General features: G+C 56.4%; 22 protein-coding genes. 7 read left to right on the top strand and 15 right to left on the bottom strand.

All coding sequences use genetic code 11. The features are described from left to right. The first annotated feature begins 84 nt into the window (after positions 1–84). Positions 85–1,521 carry a PLP-dependent aminotransferase family protein gene (locus tag RTM06_RS03035; protein ID WP_312179865.1) on the top strand — a complete coding sequence of 479 codons (1,437 nt, stop codon included), beginning with the start codon at positions 85–87 and terminating at the stop codon, positions 1,519–1,521. Positions 1,522–1,578: 57 nt separating this feature from the next. Here the strand turns inward: RTM06_RS03035 and RTM06_RS03030 are convergent, their stop codons facing one another. The 9 genes from RTM06_RS03030 to RTM06_RS02990 form a co-directional block, all read right to left on the bottom strand. Next, positions 1,579–2,826 carry a valine--pyruvate transaminase gene (locus tag RTM06_RS03030; protein WP_312179864.1) on the bottom strand — a complete coding sequence of 416 codons (1,248 nt, stop codon included), beginning with the start codon at positions 2,824–2,826 and terminating at the stop codon, positions 1,579–1,581. 82 nt (positions 2,827–2,908) lie between these two features. Next, complete coding sequence (gene ghrB, locus RTM06_RS03025; protein ID WP_256697920.1) at positions 2,909–3,883, bottom strand: glyoxylate/hydroxypyruvate reductase GhrB; 975 nt, start codon at positions 3,881–3,883, stop codon at positions 2,909–2,911. A gap of 50 nt (positions 3,884–3,933) precedes the next feature. Further along, positions 3,934–5,217 (bottom strand): MFS transporter, encoded by a 1,284-nt coding sequence (locus RTM06_RS03020; protein WP_256697921.1) that lies wholly within the window; start codon positions 5,215–5,217, stop codon positions 3,934–3,936. A gap of 143 nt (positions 5,218–5,360) precedes the next feature. Continuing rightward, positions 5,361–6,308: a sugar kinase gene (locus RTM06_RS03015; RefSeq protein ID WP_409455784.1), complete on the bottom strand. Its 948-nt coding sequence runs from the start codon at positions 6,306–6,308 to the stop codon at positions 5,361–5,363. A 7-nt stretch (positions 6,309–6,315) separates the two neighbouring features. After that, positions 6,316–7,062 carry a sugar phosphate isomerase/epimerase gene (locus RTM06_RS03010; RefSeq protein WP_312179863.1) on the bottom strand — a complete coding sequence of 249 codons (747 nt, stop codon included), beginning with the start codon at positions 7,060–7,062 and terminating at the stop codon, positions 6,316–6,318. A gap of 125 nt (positions 7,063–7,187) precedes the next feature. Beyond that, entirely contained in the window at positions 7,188–8,213 is a 1,026-nt protein-coding gene (locus tag RTM06_RS03005; RefSeq protein ID WP_265301444.1) for a LacI family DNA-binding transcriptional regulator, read from the bottom strand. Positions 8,214–8,271: 58 nt separating this feature from the next. Further along, entirely contained in the window at positions 8,272–9,276 is a 1,005-nt protein-coding gene (locus RTM06_RS03000) for a LacI family DNA-binding transcriptional regulator (RefSeq protein WP_312179862.1), read from the bottom strand. A 157-nt stretch (positions 9,277–9,433) separates the two neighbouring features. After that, on the bottom strand, positions 9,434–10,096 hold the full coding sequence (locus tag RTM06_RS02995) for an OmpA family lipoprotein (RefSeq protein ID WP_008105270.1): 663 nt from the start codon (positions 10,094–10,096) through the stop codon (positions 9,434–9,436). 109 nt (positions 10,097–10,205) lie between these two features. Further along, positions 10,206–10,766, bottom strand: a complete 561-nt coding sequence (locus RTM06_RS02990) for a DNA-3-methyladenine glycosylase I (protein WP_256697926.1) — start codon at positions 10,764–10,766, stop codon at positions 10,206–10,208. 140 nt (positions 10,767–10,906) lie between these two features. Between RTM06_RS02990 and RTM06_RS02985 the strand changes: the two genes are divergently transcribed. From RTM06_RS02985 to RTM06_RS02970, 4 genes are all read left to right on the top strand, one after another. Further along, positions 10,907–11,602, top strand: coding sequence for an autotransporter (locus RTM06_RS02985; protein ID WP_312179860.1), 696 nt, complete (start codon positions 10,907–10,909; stop codon positions 11,600–11,602). A gap of 101 nt (positions 11,603–11,703) precedes the next feature. Then, positions 11,704–12,240 carry a primosomal protein DnaT gene (dnaT, locus tag RTM06_RS02980; protein ID WP_265301452.1) on the top strand — a complete coding sequence of 179 codons (537 nt, stop codon included), beginning with the start codon at positions 11,704–11,706 and terminating at the stop codon, positions 12,238–12,240. Next, on the top strand, positions 12,240–12,980 hold the full coding sequence (dnaC, locus tag RTM06_RS02975; RefSeq protein WP_007893471.1) for a DNA replication protein DnaC: 741 nt from the start codon (positions 12,240–12,242) through the stop codon (positions 12,978–12,980). Before dnaT ends, dnaC begins: the two co-directional genes overlap by 1 nt. An 8-nt stretch (positions 12,981–12,988) precedes the next feature. Beyond that, positions 12,989–14,119: an ROK family protein gene (locus RTM06_RS02970; RefSeq protein ID WP_265301455.1), complete on the top strand. Its 1,131-nt coding sequence runs from the start codon at positions 12,989–12,991 to the stop codon at positions 14,117–14,119. Between the two features lie 52 nt (positions 14,120–14,171). Here the strand turns inward: RTM06_RS02970 and RTM06_RS02965 are convergent, their stop codons facing one another. After that, entirely contained in the window at positions 14,172–15,635 is a 1,464-nt protein-coding gene (locus RTM06_RS02965) for a sugar porter family MFS transporter (protein ID WP_312179858.1), read from the bottom strand. A gap of 401 nt (positions 15,636–16,036) precedes the next feature. Here RTM06_RS02965 and RTM06_RS02960 point away from each other — a divergent pair, with 401 nt between their 5' ends. Continuing rightward, on the top strand, positions 16,037–17,029 hold the full coding sequence (locus tag RTM06_RS02960) for a LacI family DNA-binding transcriptional regulator (protein ID WP_061720021.1): 993 nt from the start codon (positions 16,037–16,039) through the stop codon (positions 17,027–17,029). A gap of 1 nt (position 17,030) precedes the next feature. On the opposite strand, the gene RTM06_RS02955 is transcribed toward RTM06_RS02960, so the two are convergent. Then, complete coding sequence (locus RTM06_RS02955; RefSeq protein ID WP_312179855.1) at positions 17,031–17,471, bottom strand: GNAT family N-acetyltransferase; 441 nt, start codon at positions 17,469–17,471, stop codon at positions 17,031–17,033. Positions 17,472–17,745: 274 nt separating this feature from the next. Between RTM06_RS02955 and RTM06_RS02950 the strand changes: the two genes are divergently transcribed. Beyond that, the gene (locus RTM06_RS02950; RefSeq protein ID WP_312179853.1) at positions 17,746–18,144 is read left to right on the top strand and encodes a helix-turn-helix domain-containing protein; all 399 of its coding nucleotides are present in this window, start codon (positions 17,746–17,748) and stop codon (positions 18,142–18,144) included. On the opposite strand, the gene RTM06_RS02945 is transcribed toward RTM06_RS02950, so the two are convergent. From RTM06_RS02945 to torC, 4 genes are all read right to left on the bottom strand, one after another. Further along, a complete protein-coding gene (locus RTM06_RS02945) occupies positions 18,101–18,949 on the bottom strand; it encodes an AraC family transcriptional regulator (RefSeq protein WP_312179851.1) in 849 nt (282 codons plus the stop codon). The genes RTM06_RS02950 and RTM06_RS02945 overlap by 44 nt on opposite strands. Positions 18,950–19,050: 101 nt before the next feature. Next, a complete protein-coding gene (torD, locus tag RTM06_RS02940; RefSeq protein ID WP_312179849.1) occupies positions 19,051–19,674 on the bottom strand; it encodes a molecular chaperone TorD in 624 nt (207 codons plus the stop codon). Next, positions 19,674–22,208, bottom strand: coding sequence for a trimethylamine-N-oxide reductase TorA (gene torA, locus RTM06_RS02935; RefSeq protein ID WP_312179847.1), 2,535 nt, complete (start codon positions 22,206–22,208; stop codon positions 19,674–19,676). The genes torD and torA overlap by 1 nt, the downstream gene beginning before the upstream one ends. Before the next feature lie 10 nt (positions 22,209–22,218). After that, the gene (gene torC, locus RTM06_RS02930) at positions 22,219–23,382 is read right to left on the bottom strand and encodes a pentaheme c-type cytochrome TorC (RefSeq protein WP_312179845.1); all 1,164 of its coding nucleotides are present in this window, start codon (positions 23,380–23,382) and stop codon (positions 22,219–22,221) included. Positions 23,383–23,410: the final 28 nt, after the last annotated feature.

Below are 23,410 nucleotides of genomic sequence, written 5' to 3'. Positions count from 1 at the left end.
TTATCAATTAACTAATGCAGCCTAAAGTACTTTGAATGTAATCTGGTGAAAACGCACAGATCCGGACGAAATAGGGTGGAACAGATGGCGGGTGAAACGGAACAGGGCAGTCGTTACCGTCAAATCGCAGAGCAGATAAAACAAGCCATTCACAGCGGCTCGCTGCCGCCCGACAGCCGTTTACCATCGGTGCGCACGCTGGCGACGCAGTACAGCGTCAGCATGACCACCGCGCTGAAAACATTACGTACCCTTGAGGATGAGCACTACGCGGTGGCGCGTCCCAAGTCCGGTTTTTTTGTCGCCCCGCGGCCTGCTAATAAAACGTTTCCCACGGTGATCAACGAGCAAGCGCGCGAAGTGGCGCCGCTCGACGAGCAAACCGAGCTGCATCTGGCGATGCTCGGTTCAGACTGTCGCGTGCGGCTGGATCTGGCCAACGGCGACATTTCACTCTATCCGGTGAAGAAGATTGGTTTGCTGATGCGCCAGATGGGATACAGCAAACCGGCGCTGCTCGGCAACACCGTGAAGGGCACCGGCTATGCGCCGCTGAAAAATGAAATTGCACGCCGCGCGGTGGATTATGGCTGCAATATCAACGCTGATGACATCCTGATCACTAACGGCTGCATTGAAGCGATTTCGCTGGCGCTGCGCGCTACTACGCGGCCGGGCGATATCGTCGCGGTGGAATCACCCTGCTATTTTGTGCTGCTGCAGATGCTGCATAACCTCAATCTGCGGGTGATTGAGGTAGAAGCCGGGCCGGAAGGCTACGTTAATGTCGAGAAACTCACCGCGCTGTTCAAGCGTAAGGCGGTGCAGGCCTATCTCACTATCAACAACATCAATAACCCGCTGGGCAAAAGCATTCCCAACGAGCAGAAAGCTTATATTGCGCGTCAGGCCGACGAGAACGATGTGGTGATCATTGAGGATGATATCTTCGGCGATACCGCATTCGGCGAGCGCCGCCCGTTCCCGATGCGCGCCTTCAGCCCGAACGCTATTTTGTGCAGCGGCTTCTCGAAAACTGTCGCGCCCGGCATTCGCATTGGCTGGGTGCACAGCAGCAACTACATGCGCAAAATCGCCTCGCTGAAATACACCACCAGCATGGGCACGTCGGTATTGTCGCAGGCGGCGATTGCCGAACTGCTGCGCAGCGGCGGCTACGATGCGCATCTGCGTAAGCTACGGCGTGAGTTGAAGAATCAAATCCAGCATATGCGTCAGGCGGTGCTGCGCTACTTCCCGCCGGGTACGCGGGTTTCTGATCCTGAAGGCGGCTATGTGTTGTGGGTGGAAATGCCGATCGGTGCATTGAATGTGCGCGCGCTGTTTCTCAAGGCGCGCAATGCGGGCATCGGTATCGCGCCGGGGCACATTTTTGCCACGGATCACCGCTACGATCACTGTTTTCGACTCAACGCTGGTTTTGGCTGGAATGCCGAAGTGGAGCAGGCGATTCAGCAGCTGGCGCAGTGGTGCCAGCTGTCGTTGCCGGCGGGATCGTAGGGTCGCCATTTATGGCGACCTGGCCGAACACCGCACGATTATCGGCGACCTGCCCGATTAATCGCTAAATGCGCTTTCCAATTCTTCCGCCAATATCTGCACCGCGCGCTCAATCTTCTCCGCATCCGGCACATAGTTCATGCGCATGCATTGATGGGTATGCGGCCATGCGTGTTCCAGGCCGGGGAAGAAGAAGTGGCCGGGCACCATCAGCACACCGCGCGCCTTCAGGCGCTGATACAACGTTTCGGTGCTGATCGGCAGATCGCGGAACCACAGCCAGAGGAAAATTGCGCCTTCGGGTTTATGAATCAGGCAGCGATCTTCTGGCAGATAGCGGCGCAGAATCGCAATTGTCTCGCTCACTTTCGCCTGATAGAACGGCTTGATCACCTCTTCCGACAGACGCAGCAGATCCCCGCGTACAATCATCTCATTGGCAATGGCAGGTCCGATGCTGCCCGGCGCCAGGCTGATAATCCCGTTCATGTTGCCAATCGCAGCGATTGTGCTCTCATCGGCGACGATAATGCCGCAACGTGCGCCTGGCAGGCCGAGTTTAGACAGGCTCATACACAGAATGGTATTGTGATTCCACAGCGGACGTGCTTCGCTAAAGATGATGCCGGGGAACGGCACGCCGTAGGCGTTATCAATCAGCAGCGGTACGCCGTGCTGCTGCGCCAGCGCATCCAGCTGCAGCAGTTCGTCATCAGTGATGACGTTGCCGGTTGGGTTAGTCGGCCGCGATACGCAAATCAGGCCGACATCATCATTCAGCGGCAGATGATCGAAATCGACGTGATATTTGAACTGGCCTTCCGGCAGCAGCTCAATGTTGGGCTTGGCGGAGACAAACAGATCCTCTTCCAGACCGGCATCGGCGTAGCCGAGGTATTCCGGTGCCAGCGGGAACAGCACGCGCTTTTTGCTGCCGTCGGCGCGACGTCCGGCGAACAGATTGAAGAGATAGAAGAACGCGCTCTGGCTGCCGTTGGTCAGCGCAATATTTTGCGCGGTTAATGGCCAGCCAAGTTCGTCACGCAGCATCTTCGCCAGCGCATCCAGCAGCAGCGCTTTGCCGCGCGGACCATCGTAGTTGCACAGCGCTTCGCTCAGCTTGCCGTCCTGATGCATCTGCATCAGCAACTGGTTGAAATAGTCATTCATCGCCGGGATCTGCGCCGGATTACCGCCGCCAAGCATGATGGTGCCGGGCGTGCGCAGGCCTTCACCCATGTCTTCCATCAGACGTGAGATGCCGGAGTGTTGAGTAAATTTGTCGCCGAACTGAGAAAAGGACATAGGAAGTTAAAACGTTGTGAAATCGAATGGGGAACCACCATAGCGCCCGCCGCTGGCAGGCGCAATGGGTAAAGCAGCAAGCTTAGCCCTGGATCTGCGGGTTAACGCAGTTTTTCTCGACTTTGCCACTCAGGGCGGCGATCAGGTTATCTACCGCGTCGCGCGCCATGCCGTAACGGGTTTCATGGGTGGCGGAACCGATGTGCGGCAGCGCCACCACGTTCGGCAGCGTCAAAATCTCGGCATCGGCAGGCACCGGCTCAACTTCGAACACATCCAGACCGGCGGCGTGGAGGGTGCCGTCTTTCAGGGCCGTTGTTAGCGCCTGCTCATCCACTACCGGACCGCGACCGGCGTTGATCAGAATTGCGCTTGGCTTCATCAACTTGAGCTGCGCCGCGCCAATCATATGGTGCGTCTGTTCGGTCAGCGGCAGGCTGATGCAGACAAAATCACTCTCTTTCAGCAAGGTTTCCAGATCGCAGGCTCGCGCACCAAAGCGGGTTTCCGCTTCTTCATGCTGACGACGCGCGTTGTAGAGAATGTTCATGCCGAAGCCAAAGTGCGCACGCTGCGCCAGCGCCAGGCCGATGCGGCCCATACCGAGAATGCCGAGGGTTTTGTGGTGCACATCAATGCCGAAATGATCCGGGCCGATGCTCTTTTTCCACTCGCCGGCTTTGACCCACTTATCCAGCTCGGTCACGCGACGCGCGGTGCTCAGAACCAGCGCCATCATGGTATCGGCGACGGTTTCGGTCAGCACGGTTGGTGTGTGCATCAGCAGCACTTTGCGTTGATTCAGCGCATCAACGTTGAAGTTATCGTAACCCACCGACACGGTGGAGCAGGCGCGCAGCGCGGGCATTTTGGCCAGCAGCTCGCCATCCACTTTGCCGCCAGAGCCGAGCAAACCTTGCGCCTGTTCGAACTGCGCCGCGTGTTTCTGGATAGTTTCCGGGGAAATATCATGCACTTCAGTGACGGTGAAATGGGCATCCAGCTTGGTGCGCAGGTCATCTGGCAGGCTCTTATAAAGAATCACAGCAGGTTTCATCTTTTGCTCCCTATGAAATGGTGAGGAGGCCTTGAGGCCTCCCGAATTGATTACGCGTGCTTTGCGCCATGCATCGGCGGCGATGTTTTATTCTGCGCCGGTTTGACGATCAACGTCAGCCAGACCGAGGCCAACAGCGCAGCACCCATGAAAATGTAGGAGGCGGCAGGCGAACCGGTCGCGCCATTAAGATAGCCTACAATCCACGATCCAACGAAGGAACCGAGTGCGCCCATGCTGTTGATCAGTGCCATCGCACCACCGGCGACGTTGCGCGGCAACATCTCCGGAATGATGGCGAAGAACGGACCGTACGGCGCATACATCGCACCACCGGCAATCACCAGCAGCGTATACGACAGCCAGAAGTTACTGGAACCGACCAGGTACGAACCAAGGAACGCCAGTGCGCCAATCAGCAGCAGCGGCCAGACAAACAGTTTACGGTTCTGGGTTTTATCGGAGGCCCACGACACCACGATCATCGCAATGGTCGCCACCAGATACGGCACCGCTGACAGCCAACCGGCTTCCACCATGCCCATCTGCGAACCGTTACGCAGAATGGACGGCAGCCACAGCACGAAACCGTACACGCCGATGCTCCAGGCAAAATATTGCAGGCACAGCAGGATCACGTTGCGATTACGGAACGCTTCACCATAATTACGTACCGCTTTAATGCCTTCCTGCTCTTTTTGCAGTTGCGCCTGCAGCGCGGCTTTCTCGCTTTCACTCATCCATTTGGCCTGGGCTGGTTTGTCCTGCACCAGGAACCACCAGGCAACCGCCCAGATCACCGCCGGAATGCCTTCAATGATAAACATCTCGCGCCAGCCAAAGGATTCAATCAGATAGCCGGAGACCACCGACATCCACAGCACCGTGACCGGATTACCGAGGATCAGGAAGGTATTGGCGCGCGAACGCTCGGATTTGGTAAACCAGTTGCTGATGTAGATCAGCATCGCTGGCATCACCGCCGCTTCCACCACGCCGAGCACAAAGCGGATCGCCGCCAGCATCGGGATGTTGCTGACCACGCCGGTCAGCGAGGCGCAGCCGCCCCATAAAATCAGGCACCAGAAAATCAGCTTCTTCACGCTGCGACGTTCGGCATACAGCGCACCGGGAATCTGGAAGAAGAAGTAGCCGAGGAAGAACAGAGCGCCCAGCAGCGATGACATGCCTTTGGTGATGCCAAGATCGTCATTTATCCCTGCGGCAGAGGCGAAGCTGAAGTTCGCCCGGTCCAGATACGCCAGACTGTAAGTGATAAACACGATGGGCATGATAAACCACCAGCGTTTTGGCGCGATTGTCTGCGATTTCATGGGTGACTCCTCTGGTTGAGGTGGGCGCATTTAGGGGATGCGCCTCGCAATATAGTTGTAGTAGGTACAGATATTTTTTAAATCTTTGTCGGGAGGTCGCCATAAATGGCGACCCTACAAAAACGCATCGACTGTCGTGAATATCAATAATCACCCAACGCCGCGCGCGTCGGCAGGCCTTCGCTGTCGCCAGCGACCTGAATCGCCAGCGAACCGATTTTATTACCGCGCAGAATCGCCTGCGGCAGAGATTTTCCTTCGAGCAACGCGCTGATCAGCCCAACAGCAAAACCGTCGCCGGCACCGACAGTATCGACCACGTTCTCGACACGAATCGGTGCGACCTGGCCTTGCTGGCCGTCAGCGGTTTTGTACCAGGCGCCGTCGCCACCGGTTTTGATCACCACCGCTTTTACCCCTTTATCGAGGTAGAAATCGGCGATGGCTTCCGGCTGGCGATAGCCGGTAAGAATCAAACCCTCTTTTTCGCCTGGCAGCACCCAATCGGCGTATTCCGCTAAATGATTGAGCTGCTTACGCATCTCCTCTTCGCTGCGCCATAACACCGGGCGTAGATTGGGATCGAAGGAGATGGTTTTGCCCCGCGCGCGCATCTCTTTTGCCGCATGTTGCGCCAGGGCAAGTGAGCTGTCGGAGATCGCCGCCGCCACGCCGCTTAGATGCAGATGGCGCGCGCTGCCAAAGTAGTCATCGTTGAAATCGTCGGGCGACAGATGGCTGGCGGCGGAGCCTTTGCGGAAATATTCCACTTCCGGATCGGAGCCGTCATCGACGCGGGATTTGAGCTGGAAACCGGTACGATAGCGTGCGTCGGTGGTGACGCAGCGGTGATCGACGCTCTCTTTTTCCAGCTGCTGCAGCGTGAAGCGACCAAAGCTGTCGTCGCCGACGCGGCTCACCCAACCGACCTGCAAACCGAGACGCGCCAGGCCAATCGCCACGTTGAGTTCGGCACCGGCGATGCGTTTGACGAAGCCTTCCGCTGCGGCGAGATCGCCGGTTTGCTGGGCGATAAACATCGCCATCGCTTCGCCAATCGTCACCACATCCAGCGTTTTATGCGTCATCATCGGCTCCTTACGCTGCACGCAGCAGGTCAACGTAATGGCGCGTGACCGCCAGCAAATCCGCGCCTTCCAGCGGGAATTCGATGCCGCGCGGTGCGTCGGTTGGCAGCGCGTTCAGCAGCGAGCGCCAGCTATCGTCGGCCTGATCCAGCGCGATAGCGCGGAAAGTCTCACCGTGCGGCACCGCCGTTTTAACGTGGATGTAGCTAACGTAGCGGCTGAGTTGCGCGGCGGCTTGCAAACCGTCTTCGCCGGTCCACTGCCAGTTGCCCATATCGAAGGTCATATCCAGCGGCAATGCGGCATCACAAGCCTGATGGAAGAAGCGCAGCATCGGCGCCAGTTTGCTGTCCGGGGTTTGATCGTTCTCCACCACCAGCGTCACCGTTGAGGCGTTCAACACAGCGCGCAGCGCACTGGCATCGAGCTCCACAAAATGACCGAGCGCCACTTTCAGGCGCTTAGCGCCGATTTGTTCGGCCTCCTGCAGGAATTGCGCCAGACGCGGATTCAGCGCGCCATCATCCAGCCACAGCGCTTCCGGCACGGAATAGCTGGCGCTCAGCTGATGCTGGGAAATCGCATTGCCGAGTCCGTGCAGCAGGCAGAGTTCGTTTTCGTTGAACAGCTCGCGACGGATTTCGACGCCATCCGCGCCCGCCTGTTTGATCAGCGGCAACAGCGCGGTCTGGCCACCCAATTCCGCTACTTTCTGCGCGCCGTATGCGGCAGTTACAACAATAATTTCTGGTTTCATCACGTTTCTCCGGGCATGACCACATCCCATTCGTTATAAAAAACCTAAATGGAACCGGTTCCAAAGAGAAGAGGCAGACCGTGAAATTATGATCATGCTCACGAAGTGAGCCATAAAAGGGGAGGTTAGCGCAGCGGCTGGCTGGAGCCGCGCACGATCAGCTCGCCGGAGAAGAGCTGTTCGCTGATCGATTGCTCGCTGCCTTCAATGCGTGCAATGACTTGTTCCAGCGCGGCGTAGCCAATCTGCCAGGTGGGCTGCTTCAGCGTGGTGATGCCAACGCCCGCCAGCGCCGCCCATTCCAGTTCGTCAAAGCCCAGCAGGCCAATCGCTTCGCCCCAGCGCAGCTCAAGGCGCTGCAGCGCGCGCGCCACTTGCAAGGTCAGCGCGCCGTTGGCGGCGATCACCGCACAGCGTTTGTCAGGATGGCGCTGGTGGAACGCGCGCAGCTGTTTTTCCAGCGCGTCGGGCTGATGCAGCGCCACTTCGGCATTCTCTGCCGCAATCTGTGGCGCGCTGTTCACCGTGTCGTAGAAGGCGCGCAGACGTTCACGTCGGGTGTTGACGCTGCCAAGTGGCTCGCTCAGGAAGAGCAGGGCTTGATAGCCGTTATCCAGCAAATGTTGAGTCGCAATTGTGGAGGCTTCAACGTTGTTGAGCCCCACCATATCGCAGGCGAAATCGGGAATTTTACGGTCGATCAACACCATTGGCAGCATCGACTGTTGCAGGCGATTAAGGACTTCTTCATGCATGCCCACGGCATTCACCACAATGCCTTCCACCTGATAGCTGCTGAGCAGTTGCAGGTAATGCTGTTCGAGATCGACTTCGTTGTTGGTGTTACACATCAGCAGAGTAAAGCCCTGCGCACGGCACGCCGCTTCGATGCCGCTCAACACGTCAACCGAGTAAGGATTGGTGATGTCGGCAATGATCAGACCAATCAAACGCGTGCGGCCGCGTTTCAGTCCACGCGCCATCTGGCTGGGACGATAGTTGAGTTCGGCGATGGCCTGTTCGATACGGGCTTTGAGATCGGGCGAGAGCAGATTCACTTCGCCATTCAGATAGCGGGAAACGCTGGTTTTACCGGTTTTTGCCGTACGGGCAACGTCACTGATTGTGGCTCGTGGCGGCCTGGTTTTCATTGCTTACACCTGCTGAAAAGAAACAGGCGAAGACTAACACAGCTCAGGCCAGTCGCAATCATTGCGTGTCTGAAGTGAGTCGCAGCACCGGTTGCCAGAGCGTTTGCAGCTCGCTCAGCGGCGCATCATCCAGCAGTTGCAGCACCATTTCGGCGATGCGCTCGCCAATGTGCTGCTGGGATGATTGCAGAATGGTGTTCACCGGCTGATCGACAATCGAATCGGGCGGCAATCCATCATACACATACAGCGGAATCGCCTGCGCGCCCTTGAGGCGGGCCGCTTGCTGCAGCGCAATCGCGGCTCCTTCACCCAGCGTGCTGCAATCGGTGATGATCGCCTGCGGCGCATCGCCTTGGGCCAGCCAGACATTGGTTTGCTGATAGCCGGAGCGGCGCGTGGCGGGTAGCGCGGCCATCAGGGATTGATCGACCGGCGCCTGATGCTGAATCAGTGCATCAATGAAACCCTGGCGGCGATCGAGGATGTAAGTCGCCGTTTCGTTACTGCCGAGATAGGCCAGACGCGGCCACCCTTGTTGCAGGCAGTGTTGTGCCGCGAGAAAAGTACCGGCGTGATTATCGTAATCAATCCACGCGTACGGCTGCGGCAGCTCGCTGCGACCCAGCGTCAGGAAGCGGAAACCTTTCTGTTGCAGGCGTTGCAAACGCGCATCCTGCGGCATGGTGTGGGTTAAAATCAGGGCATCGATGGCGCCGCTGCGCAGCATGCGAATCAGCTTGCGTTGCAGCTCCTGCGGCTTATCGGGTAGCAACAGCAGATCAATATCGTGCTGCGCGAGACGTTGATCCAGCGTCAGCAGCATTTGGCTGTAGTAGCTGTCATTGAGCGAGGCGTGGCTGATGGGAAAGAGCAGTCCAACCGCATTGGCGCGCCCGGTTTTCAGGCGACGGGCCGCATCGTTGGGACGATAACCGCGCGCTTGCGCTTCATCTTCAATGCGTTTGCGCGTGACGGCCGCTACATCGTCATAGCCATTTAGCGCCCGGCTCACGGTAGTAACAGAGAGGCCAAGGGTAGCGGCGATGGCTTTCAGTGACATGATAGCGTCCCATTGATCAATTTTTGATCACGCTAGCATAAAGGAAAAGGCGGCTCTATCAGTTACGAATTTTTTAGCTTTTTCTGACAAAGGTGGCGTCAAAAGTGGCGAAAAAGAGTGATAAAAGCCGACCTGCTGGCGCAGATCGGCTTTACTTTTAGCTCAGCGGGCTGAGGGTGATCTCAACGCGACGGTTCTGTGCTTTACCGTCTTCAGTGCTGTTGCTGGCGACCGGATTATCCGGGCCTAAACCCTGAGTACGCAGGCGGTTCTGCGCCACGCCCTGCAGAATCAGACCGCTGGCGACGCTGTCAGCACGCTGCTGTGACAGGCGCATATTCAGCGCGCGCGTGCCGGTGCTGTCGGTGTAGCCCACCACATTCACGGCGGTTTTTGGATACTCTTTTAGTACCATCGCGACGCCGGTCAGGGTGTTAGCGCCCGCCGGTTTCAGGTTGCTGCTGTTGGAATCAAAGGTGACGTTATTTGGCATGTTGAGCACGATGTTGTCGCCCTGACGCGTCACGCTGACGCCGGTGCCGCGCATTTTGTCGCGCAGTTTCGCTTCCTGCACATCCATGTAATAACCCGCGCCGCCGCCCAGTGCCGCACCGGATGCCGCGCCAATCAGCGCGCCTTTACCGCGATCTTTCTTCGACGACGACAGCACGCCCACGCCCGCGCCTAACACCGCACCTAAGCCGGCACCGATGCCCGATTTGCCCGCCTGCGATTCGCCGGTATACGGATTGGTGGTACAACCCGACAGCGCCAGGCTGCCGCTCAATAACAAGGTCAGCGCCAAAATACGCTTATTCATGAAAAATCCCTCACAGATTTAAACGGGGAAAAGCCCCAAAACGGCACTATTATGCCGTTCAATTATGGGGAAATGCGTGAGGGTCAGTCTTAATTTGTAAACTTTTGCTTTAAAGATTATCAGGATGGCAGAAACAGCTGGTTTGATGATCGTTAATTAAGCCGCAAGCCTGTAGAAATGAGTGGCAGGTTGTGGGACCGACGAATTTAAAACCACGCTTCTTAAGTGCTTTAGAGAGCGCAATGGCGGGCTCGGAGGTGGTTGGCGCGTCTTTATAATTCGCGTAACGGTGCAAAATCGGCGTATGGTCGACAAAAGACCAGATAAAGCGCGAAAAGTCCTCTCCGGTGGCTTCCAGCGCCAGCAATGCGCGCGCATTGTTGATGATTGCCTCCAGCTTGCCGCGATGGCGAATCAGTCCCGCATTTTGCATCAGACGTTCCATGTCGCTTTCATCCATCAACGCCACGGCATCAGGATCGAATTCATGGAAGGCGCGGCGGTAATTTTCGCGTTTTTTCAGCACGGTAATCCATGAAAGCCCCGCCTGTTGGCCTTCCAGACAGACCATTTCAAATAAGACTCGCTTATCGGTCTGCGGCACGCCCCACTCTTGATCGTGGTACGCCAGATACAGTGGATCCTCAGTTACCCAGCCACAACGCTGCATTGCATCACTCCCTTAGCATATGAAATAGCGATAGATCCCTTGACGTATAGCAAATTCGATTAATAGTTATACAACGGGCGCCGATATAGATCTTATAAAACCTAAACGCCCCTCTCTTCCCGGCTCGTCAGGAGTCCTTAATGTTGCAGAAAAGTCAGCGGACAGGCCAGCACAAAATTGCGCTGGCTTTTAGCGGTTGGTGGCTATTTTTTCTGGCCGGGAATGCCTATGCCTTTGATCAATCCAGCCAGAATAGCGCGCCCGATTACAACGCAATACTTGCTGAAAAAATTTCCAGTAATCATCTGATGTTGACAGAAAACCCCGATGCCAACCTGTTTGACGCTGCGCTCAATTCGCCGAACGACTTCGCGATGGTGATGCACAATGAAACCGCCAGCGTTGGCGCCGCGCCCTTTGTGAATCGCTATTCGGCCGGTTGGTCGATGCCGATGAGTGAAGCGGTGAGCACCGGGCCGGTGGCGCAGTTTGCGGTAGATGATTCGACTTTGAGCTGCCCGAAGTGTGAACGCGTGGACAGCAATAATGCCGAGCATATTGCCTCGCTCGGCTGGCGCGTGGATTCCAGCTTTGGCTGGATATCGCCGTGGGCACAGGTGAGCTACAGCCATCTGGTGAATGAAGAGCTGCCTTCACCCACCCGTGAACACGCTGACGACATGAATGGCCGGGAAAACAATTGGGTGGATGTCAGCGTCGGTGCCAATATGCCGTTGGGGCAAAATATGGCTGCCTTTGCTTCCTTCGCGCAAACCGGTGCGGTGAGCAGCGGTGAGCAGTTCATCTACAGCCTTGGCGTCAGCGCCAGCTTCTAAATCGCGCGCGATCCGCCGCGCTAAAACAGTTACACTGAGCGTATTACGTCGGGCTGAATTAACCACCCGGCGCACCATGCTGGTTAACGTCAGGTTTCTTCATGTCAGTCAAAATCTTATCTTCAACGTTGGTGGGGCTGGATGGCTTCTGCCATGACCCGCTCGCCGTGCTGCAGCAGGCCGATAACGGCACGCTGGCGGTGCTGCATAACAATACGCCGGCATTTTATGCGCTTACGCCGCAGCGTCTGGCGCAGCTGCTGGCGCTGGAAGCCGCCACGCAGCAGCCCAATGATGTCACGCTGGATGAGAGTCTGTTTCAGACCGATAGCGCGCCTATCGCTACACCGGTTGGCAAGTTCGCGATGTATGAAGGCTGGCAGCCGGACAGCGATTTTCAACGTCAGGCCGCCATCTGGGGCGTGGCGTTGAGTGAAGCCGTTACTGCCGCCGAGCTGGCCACGTTTGTGGCGTACTGGCAGGCGGAAGGCCGTTTGTTCCACCATGTGCAGTGGCAGCAGAAGTTAGCGCGCAGCGTGCAGATGAATCGCGCCGCCAATGGCGGGCAGCCAAAGCGCGATCTCACGCAAATCAGCAATACTGATTACGATATTCCCGATGGATTCCGAGGTGAGTAATGAAAACGCCGAACGATCTTTTTAGCCGCCTGAAAAAGATGATGCCGTCCGAAGTGCAGCCGAAATTCAAAAACGGCGCGGAGCTGCTGGCCTGGAATCAGGAGCAGGGCCGTTTGCGCTCGGAAGCGATTGTGCGGGAAAACCGCGCGATGAAAATGCAGCGCATCATGGGGCGCTCGGGCATCCGCGAGCTGCACATGAACTGCTCGTTCGACAACTATCGCGTGGAAAATGATGGGCAGCGTAAAGCGCTGGCGATGGCGCGCGAATACGCCGCCGGATTTGAAAATAGCATCTCCAGTTTTGTTTTCTCTGGCCGTCCCGGCACCGGTAAAAACCACCTTGCTGCAGCGATTGGTAACGATCTGATTATTCGCGGTAAAAGCGTGCTGATTGTCACCGTGGCCGACTTGATGTCGAGCATGAAGGGCACTTTCAGCGGCGGCAGCGATTTAACCGAAGAGCGCCTGCTGCACGATCTCAGCCATGTGGATCTGCTGGTGATCGATGAGATCGGCATGCAGAGCGAATCGCGCTATGAAAAAGTGATCATCAATCAGATTGTTGATCGCCGCTCATCGTCGAAACGCCCGACCGGCATGTTATCGAACCTCGATCCGGCGGGCATGAATTCGCTGTTGGGTGAACGCGTGATGGATCGTATGCGCCTCGGCAACAGCTTGTGGGTGCGCTTTGACTGGGAAAGTTATCGCAGCCGTGTGCGCGGTGATGAGTATTGAGGAGTGCTATGAAAGCAGCCGGTAAAGGTCCAGCACTACTTCGTCTGAACAACCTGAAGCGGGTGATGACGCAACTGCGCACCACCCGCATCACCTCCCGCCAGGATCTGGCATTAGCGCTCGAGCTGAGCAAAAACACCGTTTCACTGATTGTCGATGATTTGCTGGAAGCCGGGCTGATCAATGAGCTCGGCCCGGTTAGCGTCGCTTCAGCCGGCCGCCCTAAAATCGAAATCTCGCTGCGCGCGGAAAAGCTGAAAAGCGCCGGCATCATGGTGGAGCGCCAGGCGATTCACTGGCGCGTGTGCGACTACTACTCGCAGGTGATTGCCGAGCAAACCTGGCGCACGGAAACCAGCGATCCTGAGCAATTACTGCATGAGCTGGTGGAAGTGTGTCAGACCTTGCACGCGGCGCATCCCGAGCTGCTCGGCGTGGCGATTGGCTTCCCCGGTATCATCGATCCCCATCGTGGCTGGGTGCATTTTTCCGCCCATCTTGGCTGGCAGAATGTGGATGTGATGACCATCCTCAGCCACGAGATGCCGCTGCCGCTGCGCATCATGAATAACGTCAAAGCCGCCGCGCTGCTCTCGGTGCAGCAACTCGAACTGAATAAGTCGCAAAGCCATTTCTATCTGCGTATCTCAGAAGGCTTGGGCGGCGCGCTGGTCGAGCAGGGCGAAGTGTTTACCGGCAGCAGCTGGACGGCGGGTGAGATCGGCCATCTTACGGTGCAACCCAACGGCGAACGTTGTAGCTGCGGACGCTTAGGTTGTCTGGAAACGCTGGTGAGCAAACCGGCCATTCAGCAGCAGTTGGCAAAACGCAAGCCGGGCCTGCGTTGGCAGAATGGTGATAGCGAGCCGGAAATCCTGAAAGAGGTGATGACGCAGGCGGGCACCCATTTGGGCAACGCGTTGAGTCAGGTGATGCAGCTGGTGAATCCGGCCAGCATCATTATTGATGGGCCGTGGAATGCGCAGCCGGCGTTCGTGCAGGCGGTGCAACAGGCGGCGCAGGCCGGTACGCTGGCCTTTACCTTTGCCCACACCGCGCTGCATTTCCTGCCGCTGCGTATCGATCCGGCCAACGGCTTAGCGCTGGCGGTGATTGAGCAGTATGAGCGCCTGAATTAAACAGGCGCCATCAATGATCCCGTAGGGTCGCCATTGATGGCGACCAAATGCTTTAATGCCTCGGAATATCAAACGACCCACTCGCTTTCGCAGTGGACGTCGTCTTCGGCAGATCTGCTTCAGCGTTAAATTTACGCAGTACCAGCGCATGAATCTTCTCAAGCGACACGCCGGCGGTTTCTGGCAGATAGCGGAAGGTGAAGAAGTACATCCCCAGCGAGAAAATCGCGAACAGCAACAGCGGGAAGCCACCGTGGAATATATCCAGCAGCATCGGGCTGCTGTTCATGATCGGGAAGGTGCTGCTGATAACAAAGTTGGCCATCGACATCGCGCAGATGGAAATCCCCACGCAAATCGAACGAATCTCAGTTGGGAACACTTCGCCCAGTACCGTCCAGACGATCTGGCCCCACGTCATACCGAAGAAAATCATGTACGCGAACAGGCCAATCACCGCCAGCATGCCCGGCAGGTGGTAATAGAAGGCGATGAAGGAGTAGGTCAGGCACGCGCAGGAGGTGATGGCCCCCAGCAGCAGCAGCTTACGACGACCAACTTTATCGATTAGCATCATCCCCGCCAGCACGCCAATGAACTGACAAATCGACAGCCAGAAGGTTTGCAGCAGCGCTGAGTCCGTGCTGCCCGCGACGTTTTTCAGCAAGGTTGGCCCAAAGTACTGAATCACGTTGATGCCGCTGATCTGGTTACCCACCGCCAAACCGATACCGACGATCAGCAGTGGAATGGTGGTTTTATCCAGACGCAGACGCGATTTGTGCTGATGCGCGGTTTTATCAGAAAACGAATGTTTGATTTCATTGAACACGCTCTCGGCATGCTCGCGGTTTGAGATTTTGGTCAGCGTATCCAGCGCTTCATCGTACTTGCCTTTCAGCACGTTCCAGCGCGGCGATTCCGGGATAAAGGCGATGAACAGGATAAACAGCGCGCACGGCACCAGCGCCGTGGCGAGGATGTAGCGCCAGCCCATATTGATCATCACGTCAGGCAAGGTGGATTTGGTGATGAAGTAGTTAGTCAGTAACACCACCGATTGTCCGCCGACGCAGCACACCGCATACAGCGCGGTAGTACGGCCACGAAACCTGGAAGGCGACAGCTCCGCCAGATAGATAGGCGAAATCACCGAGGCCAGGCCAATCGCTAATCCGCCAATCATGCGGAAAATGACGAATACAGTGAAGTTATGCGCCAGCGCCGTCCCGATCACCGAAACGGTAAACAGCAGGGCGGTGATGGCGAGGGATTTTTTGCGTCCCAGTTTGTCGCTGAGGCGCGGTGCCATAAAGCAGCCGATCAAACTGCCGAGCAGGATATTGGAAACGGCCCAGCCGGTTTCAGCGGGCGATAACTGGAAATATTCACTTAAGGGTTCGATTGCACCGGAGATAATTGAAGAGTCATATCCCATCAGCAGACCGCCGAATGCCGCGACAGTACAGCAGAGAATGACATACTTCATGTTGTAGCGTTTTTGCCTGGTATCCATTGTTATAGCCCCTTGTCTCTACGGCCTGAACGTTGCTTGTTCAGAAAGAGGGTGGTGTAGGTTTAGATGTTCAACTTTTATTCACGCGAGGTCTTCGTGTTGGAATATATGTTCTAAATGATGGTTTTTGGATCATTTTTTCCGAAAAGTGTGAAGAGGGTTGCGAAAATTGCTGAATAAGTCGTCAGGGGCATGTTTATAGCCTAATGAAATGATAGGTTTTTCATCAGTTCACTTTGTAAGGACATTGCAAAGTTTGCTTTTTATTGGAATTTTCATTCTGTTATGCACGGCGCTTTGCCGATTATATTTCACCCGACTGAGCGCACGGCCGCGTTTCATTTTTTAACAGGCAACGGGCATAATACGTTGATTCTCAGCCCCTCTTTGCGGACGCCGTAATGAAAACGCAGCGCATCACTCTGGACGATATTGCTACCCTGGCGGGCGTCACCAAAATGACGGTAAGTCGCTATCTGCGCACGCCGGAAAAGGTCAAAACGGAAACGGCGGAGAAGATCGCCAGCGTGATTGCCGAAATTGGCTACGTGGCGGATACCGATAATGTCGCGGCGACCAAACAGAACCCACCGCGCATCGGCGTGTTGATTCCTTCCTTTAATAATCAAATCTTTGCCGACCTGCTGGCGGGCATTGAATCGGTGACTAGCGCGCACGGCTATCAAACGTTGGTGGTCAATTACGACTACAACGCGCAACGTGAAGAGGAGCAGATCGCCACGGTTTTAGCCTTTAACATCAAAGGGCTGATACTGACCGAATCAGTGCACACCGTACGCGCGGAAAAATACCTTAACGCTGCCAACATTCCGGTGGCAGAAGTGATGGGATTGACCGAAGCACGCGGACGCATCAATGTTGGCTTCGATAACTATCGCGCCGGCTACGATATGACGGCGATGCTGCTGGCCAGCGGCAAACAGCGCGTTATCTACTTTGGTTCGATGTCCGATCGTCGTGATGAGCAACGTTACGCCGGTTATCGCGATGCGGTTGAAGCGGCCGGTTTGCCCGCAGGGCGGATTGTGCCGAACAAGGTCTCATCGGTATCGATTGGCACTGGCATGATGACGCTGGCGCGCCAGCTCTATCCGGAGATGGATGCGATTCTTTGTACCAATGATGATCTGGCGGTCGGCGTGCTGCAGGAGTGCCAGGCGGCGCGCATTGCCGTGCCGCAAGCGATGGCGATTGCCGGTTTTCACGGGCTGGAGATCGGCCAGGCAACCACGCCACGCTTAGCCAGCGTCATCACGCCGCGCTTTGAGATGGGAAAAGTGGCGACGGAGATCATCCTGAAAAAAATCAACCAGCAGCCCACCATCGAGCAGGTCGACCTGCATTATCGCCTCTCAATGGGTGCGACTATTTAATTCACTGCGCATAGCGCAGATGAAGCAGCGGAAAAGGATTTCCCTGTCCATCTAGTGGCGAGCGGCCGGTGATAACAAATCCCTGATGCTGATAGAAACTTAGCGCCTGCGGATTCTGCTCGTTCACATCCAGTTCGCTGACATTCAGTTGTTCGATGGCGTAGCGCAGCAGCTGTTTGCCTATGCCCAGACCAAACACTTGCGGCGCGACAAACAACATCTCCAGCCGATTTTCCGCCACGCCGAGAAAACCGACAATGCTCTGCTCTTCATCGCGATAAATACGCAGCTCAACCATCGGCAAATATTGCTCGCGCACCAGCGGGCGCAGAGCGCGGATATCCGCATCTTGCAGGAAATGATGCGTCGCCCGCACCGACGCTTCCCACACCGTGGTTATCGCCTCGAAATCGCTCTCCTGCGCGGGGTAAATTCCTTTCATTGCGTTCTCCATTCTCTTTATCAGCAGGGATGATGAAATATTCGGCCTGAATGATAAAGCGCCAAATTGGCGAGTTATCGTTATTTATTGGCTTTTGAGCATCACATAGCCAGCTAACGTCTTCTTATAATGCTTGTCAGTTAATTGCTGAAAACCGAAATTTCAGAGCGCACTGATCGTAGCGGCGTAATTCATTGTGCGATAAATCGCGCCGCTACGGGATGTGCGACGATTTATCGTTATCACTGTTTTCATTTCGACATCAGGAGGAAAGATGGATATGCACGCCGCCTTTATGCAGCAACTGATGCTCTGGATTGAGGATAACATTGAGCAGAAACTCATTCTGGAAACCGTAGCACGTCGCGCCGGGTATTCGCAGTGGCATCTGCAGCGGCTGTTTCGCAGTTACACCGGCGTCGCGCTTGGCACCTACATTCGCGAGCGCAAGTTAACGGCCTCGGTGATCGCGCTGTTGAACAGCAACATGCCGCTGATGGATATCGCCATTAAATATGGCTTCGACTCGCAGCAAACTTATTGCCGCACTTTCCGCCGCATGTTCGATCTGCCGCCCGGCGCGTTCCGGCGTAAATATCAGCACACCTTGCCGGAGATAGATGGGCCTGCTAGCTTGCTGTTTTTGCATCCGCAGAATCGACTGGCGGCGTAAAATATTTGCCGGGCGTTGAACCAAACGCGCTGCGAAAAGCGCTGATATAGCTGCTAACGCTATCGAATCCGACCTGCCATGCCACTTGCTGCACACTTTTGCCTGCCGCTAATCCTTCCAGTGATTTGAGTAAACGTGAAACCTGGCGATATCGCGTCAAACTCATTCCCACCGCGCTGGCCCAATGACGGCTCAAACTGCGCGGGCTGAGTCCCGCCCAGTGCGCCAGTTCTGGCCCGGTGCGGGTATCGGAGGGATCGTCCATCAACAGGCGTGCAATCTGCAGCAAGCGCGGTTGTGCCGGCAACGGTAACGTCAGTGGATGTTCGGTCGATTCATATAACTCATCCAGAAACACCTCGCTCAGGCGATTGTAGCGCGCGCTGCCCCAGTGATCGGGCGACAAGGTTGCCAGCCTTTCAGCCAGCGGCTCCAGCACCGACGGGCAGGAGAGCAGGACCGGATGATCTGGCAACGGCGCGGCCAGCGCGTCGTCAACCAATACCGTCCAGCCAAGCACCGGGCCCGGCCCAATGATCGCATGTTCAAAGTAGGGCGGAATCCAGCCAACCAGTCGCGGCGGATTGGCGAAAATACCGGACGGCGTTTTCACCGTCATTAATCCCTGTTTCAAACAGAAAAGCTGCCCAGCTGCATGGCGATGCGTGAAGGTTTCACGGTCCAGCTGTTTCGCTAACGCAGCGGCAATCACTTTCGGCGCATCCGGCTCCAGCAGGCGCTGACGCAGCTCAGCCTGACGCGGATTGCCCGAGAAAGTCAGAGTATCAGTTGGATGGATTAACATGCCAGGCTCCACAATGCGATGAAGGAGCAAAGTGGCGGAGATTGGTGGGGAAGTAAAGCGCAGGCGCAACGCGGTACAATATTGCGCCTGCTTTGCGGGGGTTAATCTCTGCTATCAAGCGCGACAATCGCCAGCAGCAGCTGGCTTTGTGCGGCATAAAATCCAAAGGGATCATGTTCAACACAGTGTGTGGTGAACGCGGGCAGCCAACTCCACAATAGGTTCAGTGCCTTGTCACGCAGCACCAAACAGGCAGCTGCATTCGGCCCATTTTCGCTAGCCGCGAAACTCAAATGGCTCAACAACTCCAGGCAAATCGCCAGATGATCTTCCGGCTCACGAAATGCCTGGTCGCGCTCTAAACCAGCCTGCAGTAATAACAGCTGCATCTCTTCACAAGCCGCCTGGTTAAAGCGCGCATTATCCTGCTGATAGCAGGACGCATAAGGCAGCGCAGCCTGCCTGGGTGACATCAGGAACAGGCCTGCAAAATCTGCCGCCAGTTCCAGACGCGCATCCGGGCGCAGGTTCAGCGCCGCAATGCTATTACGTGACGCCAGCACCGCATCCTGCAGTGAAGGGTGTGTCGCCATATGTTCCAGCCACAGTGCCACATCCGGGCTCTGCAACTGCGCCAGATGCTGGTCATCCAGTTCGCGGGCAAACAGCCCGGCGAACCAGCTATACAAGCAAGCGTAATGTTGAGGGGTTAAGTGTCCGGACATCAGCTGGCACTCGCTTCTTCAGGTTTTGGAATGTAGTCACATTTCGCGATCATCTCGGTGGGACCGCTAAACGCGCTAACCGCTGCAACTTCACCCTGATACTTCTCTATATTCACAATCGCGGTATGCGCGCTAGTCGCCTGCGCCAGCTGCGAGGAGCCAATATCCAGCGTTAGCACGTTAGGGTTGCCATATTTGCACAGCGCGCCAATCTCGCCGCCGCGATCCGGGTTGTACCATGCACCTTCATGGATGCGAATCACGCCGGGCATGTAGTTATCGGAAACCACCGCGCCCGCCAGCACTTGACCTCGCGCATTGAACACGCGCACCACATCGCCGCTGCGAATGCCGCGTGCACTGGCATCTTGTGGGCTGATGTAAACCGGCTCTTTGCCCGCCACGCTGTATTGCGCGCGCAGCGTTTCCGATTCACACAGCTGCGAATGCAGACGGAAATCAGGGTGCACCGACTGCAGATGCAGCGGATAGTGCGCCGATCCCGGCCCGCCGTGCGAGCGCTCAGTTTTCTCAAACCACATTGGATGGCCCTGACAATCGTTGTATTGCAGGTCAGCAATGCTCTTTGAGTAGATTTCGATTAAACCGCTCGGCGTGCCTAAAGGTTCCAGATCGGGATCGTTACGGAACGCCTGATGACGGACAAACAACTTTGGATCCTGGAATTCGATGTAACCGCTGCCTTGCCAGAACTCATCGAAAGAGGGGAAATGCAGGCCGCGCCCTTTGCCCTGTTTCGCACCGTCCTGATAGATACGTTTCAGCCAGCCCATCTCATCCAGCCCTTCGGTGAAGGCCTGCTCGCGGTCAAAGCGGCGGCAAAGATCGCGGAAAATATCGAAGTCATTACGTGCTTCAAACTGCGGCGGCACAATTTGCTTCATGCCGATCAATCCACGATTGGAGAGGTTGCCGTACTGATCGATATCGTTACGCTCAAACTGCGTGGTGGCAGGCAGCACGATATCGGCGAAGCGGCAGGTGGCAGTCCACTGGTTATCAATCGACACCACGGTTTCCAGCGTTTGCCAGCCCTCAATGATGCGGTTGGTCTGCTGATGACGATGGAACGGGTTGGTTCCCGCAAACACGCACATCTTCAGCTGCGGCAAGGTAACCTTTTTGCCGTTCCAGTTGATCACTTTGCCCGGTTCCAGCATCGCATCGACAAAGCGCGCGATAGGAATGGTGCTGCTGGCGCCTTTGAAATCGGTGTTTGTATGGCGCGGTGGCGTCGAGGTAGAACCCGAGAAACCACTGAGGATCACGCCGTTGCGCGTTGGCGTGCCGGCTCCGTTGTAATGCCAGCCAAAGCCGAAACCGCCGCCGGGCAAGCCAATTTGTCCCAGCATCGCAGCCAGCACCACCACCATCCATGCCCACTGCTCGCCGTGTTGCATACGTTGTACGCACCAGCCCGCAATAATCTGGCTGCGATCGGCGGCCAGCTGGCGCGCCAAAGCACGAATCGTCTGCGCATCAATGCCGGTTAATGCCGCTGCCCACTCGGCATCTTTCGCCTGGCCATCGCTTTCACCGTTGAGATAGGGCAGGAACTGCTCAAAGCCGATGCAATAGGTGCTGAGGAACTGAGAATCGTGCAGCTTCTCGCTGTAGAGCGTATGTGCGAGGGCCAGCAGCAGCGGCACGTCGGTTTGCGGATGCAGCGCAATGTGCTGCACCTTGTCGCGCCCCAAAAATTCGTGAGTGCTGGAGACCACCGGATCAACGCTCACCACACGGATTTCTCCCTGCGCCACCTTCTCTTTGAGCTGCGCGTAATAGCCGTAAACGTCGTGATCCGGGCACCACCAGTTGGCCTGCTGGTTTTTCACCATATCGGAACCCCACAACACGATGGTTTTGCTGTTTTCCAGCACCAGCGGCCATGAGGTTTGCTGTTCGTAGACTTCCATCGAACCGACAACGCGCGGCAAAATCACCTGCGCCGCGCCGGTGGAGTAATCCCCGCCGCTGCCAACGGACGCGCCATGCAGCGCCAGTGCGCGACTCAACATGCCGCCCGCGTTATGGAACATGCCGGTAGATTGCCAGCCGCTGCTGCTCAGCAACGCGCTCGGGCCATAAGTGGTCTGCACGCGCTCCAGCTCCTGATAAAACAGGTCCAGCGCTTCGTCCCAGCTGACACGCACAAAGCGGTTATCGCCGCGCTGGCGCGTATCGCTTTGATGGCGTTTACGCAGCCAGTCGACGCGCACCATCGGATAGCGCACGCGCGCGGTGCTGTGAACGTGATCCGGTAAACCGGCGATGATTTTGCTGGGATAGCGATCCTGCTCGAACGGCGTGGCTTTCACGAAGCGGCCATCGATCACCGTGGCGCGAATCGCCCCCCAATGCGAGCCGGTGAGGATGCCTTGTGCGGCACCCGGCGCGGCCTGCGCTTGACGCGGTACCAGCAGCGATGGCGTCAACATGCCGAGCGCGCTTAGCCCGCCCAACTGAACCAGAAAACGGCGGCGTGAGTGATTAAATGAATCGATACTTTTCATGCTCGCTTCCTTAGTGTTTCTGGTCTGCGCCGCCGGTATCGGAGGCATTTAACTGCAGATATTTCAGCAAGGTACGCTCTTCACGCTTATCCAGGCTGGTGAAGCCGATCATGCCGTTGAGGGTGCCGATCCAGCCGTTGGCATCAAAGTGCGCTTTATCCGGTGCGCCGTGACACTGATTACAGGTGCCGCTGTAGAGCGCGCTGGCGTAGGCCCAAATCGGTTTGCTGTCGTTGACCATGTCGCCTTTCTGCATCCACGCGGTGGTTTGCAGCTTGCTCCATTCCGCGTTGGTGGCGGCAACAGTGGTGGTTTCCAGCGTTTTGGCGTTCTTCTGCACATCATCGCGGATAGACGCGACGAAGATGCGTTTACCCGGCAGCAACGACAGCACACGTTGACGGCCTTGGGTTTCGGTCCACCCGGTGATCTGCACCTGCAGCCAGTCGCCGTCACGTTTAATGACCTGCACTTCTGAAGCGGGCAGCAGCGAACCTGACGGCGCGCTGTCGGTTTTATTGGCGAAGATCGGTTTCATATCGAGCGCGAACAAGGTGTCGCCGCTGCTGTTGGCGTCAGCGGTTTTACGCATCTCTTCGAACTGTTTGCGGAATCCGCTGCTCATGTCGGGTAGCTGGTGAGTAATGCCTTTATGGCAATCAATGCAGGAGCGATTTTCCAGCGCGGCAGCGCTCATCTGGCGTGCGGCTTCCGGCTTCTGGCGCGTGTGGTCCATGGCGTCATAGTTATGGCAGCCGCGACAAACGGCGGAATTGCTCTCTTTCATGCGCTTCCACTCGCGTTCGGCAAGGATTAAGCGCTTCGCTTCAAACTTTTCTGGCGTATCAATCGACCGGGCAATCAGAGCCTGATAGAGATCATTACTTGCTTCCAGCTTGCGCTTTAGCATGCCCGGAATATCGCGCGGGATGTGGCAGTCACGGCATTCGGCGCGCACGCCTGATGGATTTTTGAAGTGCGTTGACTGCTTATACTCTTTGTAAGGCTGCTGCATGCCGTGGCAGCTAATGCAAAATTCGGTTGAGCTGGTCAGTTTTATCCCGGTGTGAGGCACCACAATAACGGCCAATCCAATGACGATCCCAAGCAGCAGGATCGCCAGCACCGACCAGCGTGCGCTGGGTCGGCGTAACCTTTTCCATAGTGTTTTCATTGCTATAACCCTGTTGTTGTTATGGTCT

This window comes from Pantoea sp. CTOTU46764, assembly GCF_031974595.1.
Classification (GTDB): Bacteria; Pseudomonadota; Gammaproteobacteria; order Enterobacterales; family Enterobacteriaceae; genus Pantoea; species Pantoea trifolii.
This window is presented reverse-complemented; position numbering and strand designations above follow the sequence as displayed.

Excerpts from the sequence above, each read along its gene's own strand:
- RTM06_RS03035 (WP_312179865.1), top strand. The coding sequence starts at position 85 with ATGGCGGGTGAAACGGAACAGGGCAGTCGTTACCGTCAAATCGCAGAG.
- RTM06_RS03030 (WP_312179864.1), bottom strand. The coding sequence starts at position 2,826 with ATGTCCTTTTCTCAGTTCGGCGACAAATTTACTCAACACTCCGGCATC.
- ghrB (WP_256697920.1), bottom strand. The coding sequence starts at position 3,883 with ATGAAACCTGCTGTGATTCTTTATAAGAGCCTGCCAGATGACCTGCGC.
- RTM06_RS03020 (WP_256697921.1), bottom strand. The coding sequence starts at position 5,217 with ATGAAATCGCAGACAATCGCGCCAAAACGCTGGTGGTTTATCATGCCC.
- RTM06_RS03015 (WP_409455784.1), bottom strand. The coding sequence starts at position 6,308 with ATGATGACGCATAAAACGCTGGATGTGGTGACGATTGGCGAAGCGATG.
- RTM06_RS03010 (WP_312179863.1), bottom strand. The coding sequence starts at position 7,062 with ATGAAACCAGAAATTATTGTTGTAACTGCCGCATACGGCGCGCAGAAA.
- RTM06_RS03005 (WP_265301444.1), bottom strand. The coding sequence starts at position 8,213 with ATGAAAACCAGGCCGCCACGAGCCACAATCAGTGACGTTGCCCGTACG.
- RTM06_RS03000 (WP_312179862.1), bottom strand. The coding sequence starts at position 9,276 with ATGTCACTGAAAGCCATCGCCGCTACCCTTGGCCTCTCTGTTACTACC.
- RTM06_RS02995 (WP_008105270.1), bottom strand. The coding sequence starts at position 10,096 with ATGAATAAGCGTATTTTGGCGCTGACCTTGTTATTGAGCGGCAGCCTG.
- RTM06_RS02990 (WP_256697926.1), bottom strand. The coding sequence starts at position 10,766 with ATGCAGCGTTGTGGCTGGGTAACTGAGGATCCACTGTATCTGGCGTAC.
- RTM06_RS02985 (WP_312179860.1), top strand. The coding sequence starts at position 10,907 with ATGTTGCAGAAAAGTCAGCGGACAGGCCAGCACAAAATTGCGCTGGCT.
- dnaT (WP_265301452.1), top strand. The coding sequence starts at position 11,704 with ATGTCAGTCAAAATCTTATCTTCAACGTTGGTGGGGCTGGATGGCTTC.
- dnaC (WP_007893471.1), top strand. The coding sequence starts at position 12,240 with ATGAAAACGCCGAACGATCTTTTTAGCCGCCTGAAAAAGATGATGCCG.
- RTM06_RS02970 (WP_265301455.1), top strand. The coding sequence starts at position 12,989 with ATGAAAGCAGCCGGTAAAGGTCCAGCACTACTTCGTCTGAACAACCTG.
- RTM06_RS02965 (WP_312179858.1), bottom strand. The coding sequence starts at position 15,635 with ATGGATACCAGGCAAAAACGCTACAACATGAAGTATGTCATTCTCTGC.
- RTM06_RS02960 (WP_061720021.1), top strand. The coding sequence starts at position 16,037 with ATGAAAACGCAGCGCATCACTCTGGACGATATTGCTACCCTGGCGGGC.
- RTM06_RS02955 (WP_312179855.1), bottom strand. The coding sequence starts at position 17,471 with ATGAAAGGAATTTACCCCGCGCAGGAGAGCGATTTCGAGGCGATAACC.
- RTM06_RS02950 (WP_312179853.1), top strand. The coding sequence starts at position 17,746 with ATGGATATGCACGCCGCCTTTATGCAGCAACTGATGCTCTGGATTGAG.
- RTM06_RS02945 (WP_312179851.1), bottom strand. The coding sequence starts at position 18,949 with ATGTTAATCCATCCAACTGATACTCTGACTTTCTCGGGCAATCCGCGT.
- torD (WP_312179849.1), bottom strand. The coding sequence starts at position 19,674 with ATGTCCGGACACTTAACCCCTCAACATTACGCTTGCTTGTATAGCTGG.
- torA (WP_312179847.1), bottom strand. The coding sequence starts at position 22,208 with ATGAAAAGTATCGATTCATTTAATCACTCACGCCGCCGTTTTCTGGTT.
- torC (WP_312179845.1), bottom strand. The coding sequence starts at position 23,382 with ATGAAAACACTATGGAAAAGGTTACGCCGACCCAGCGCACGCTGGTCG.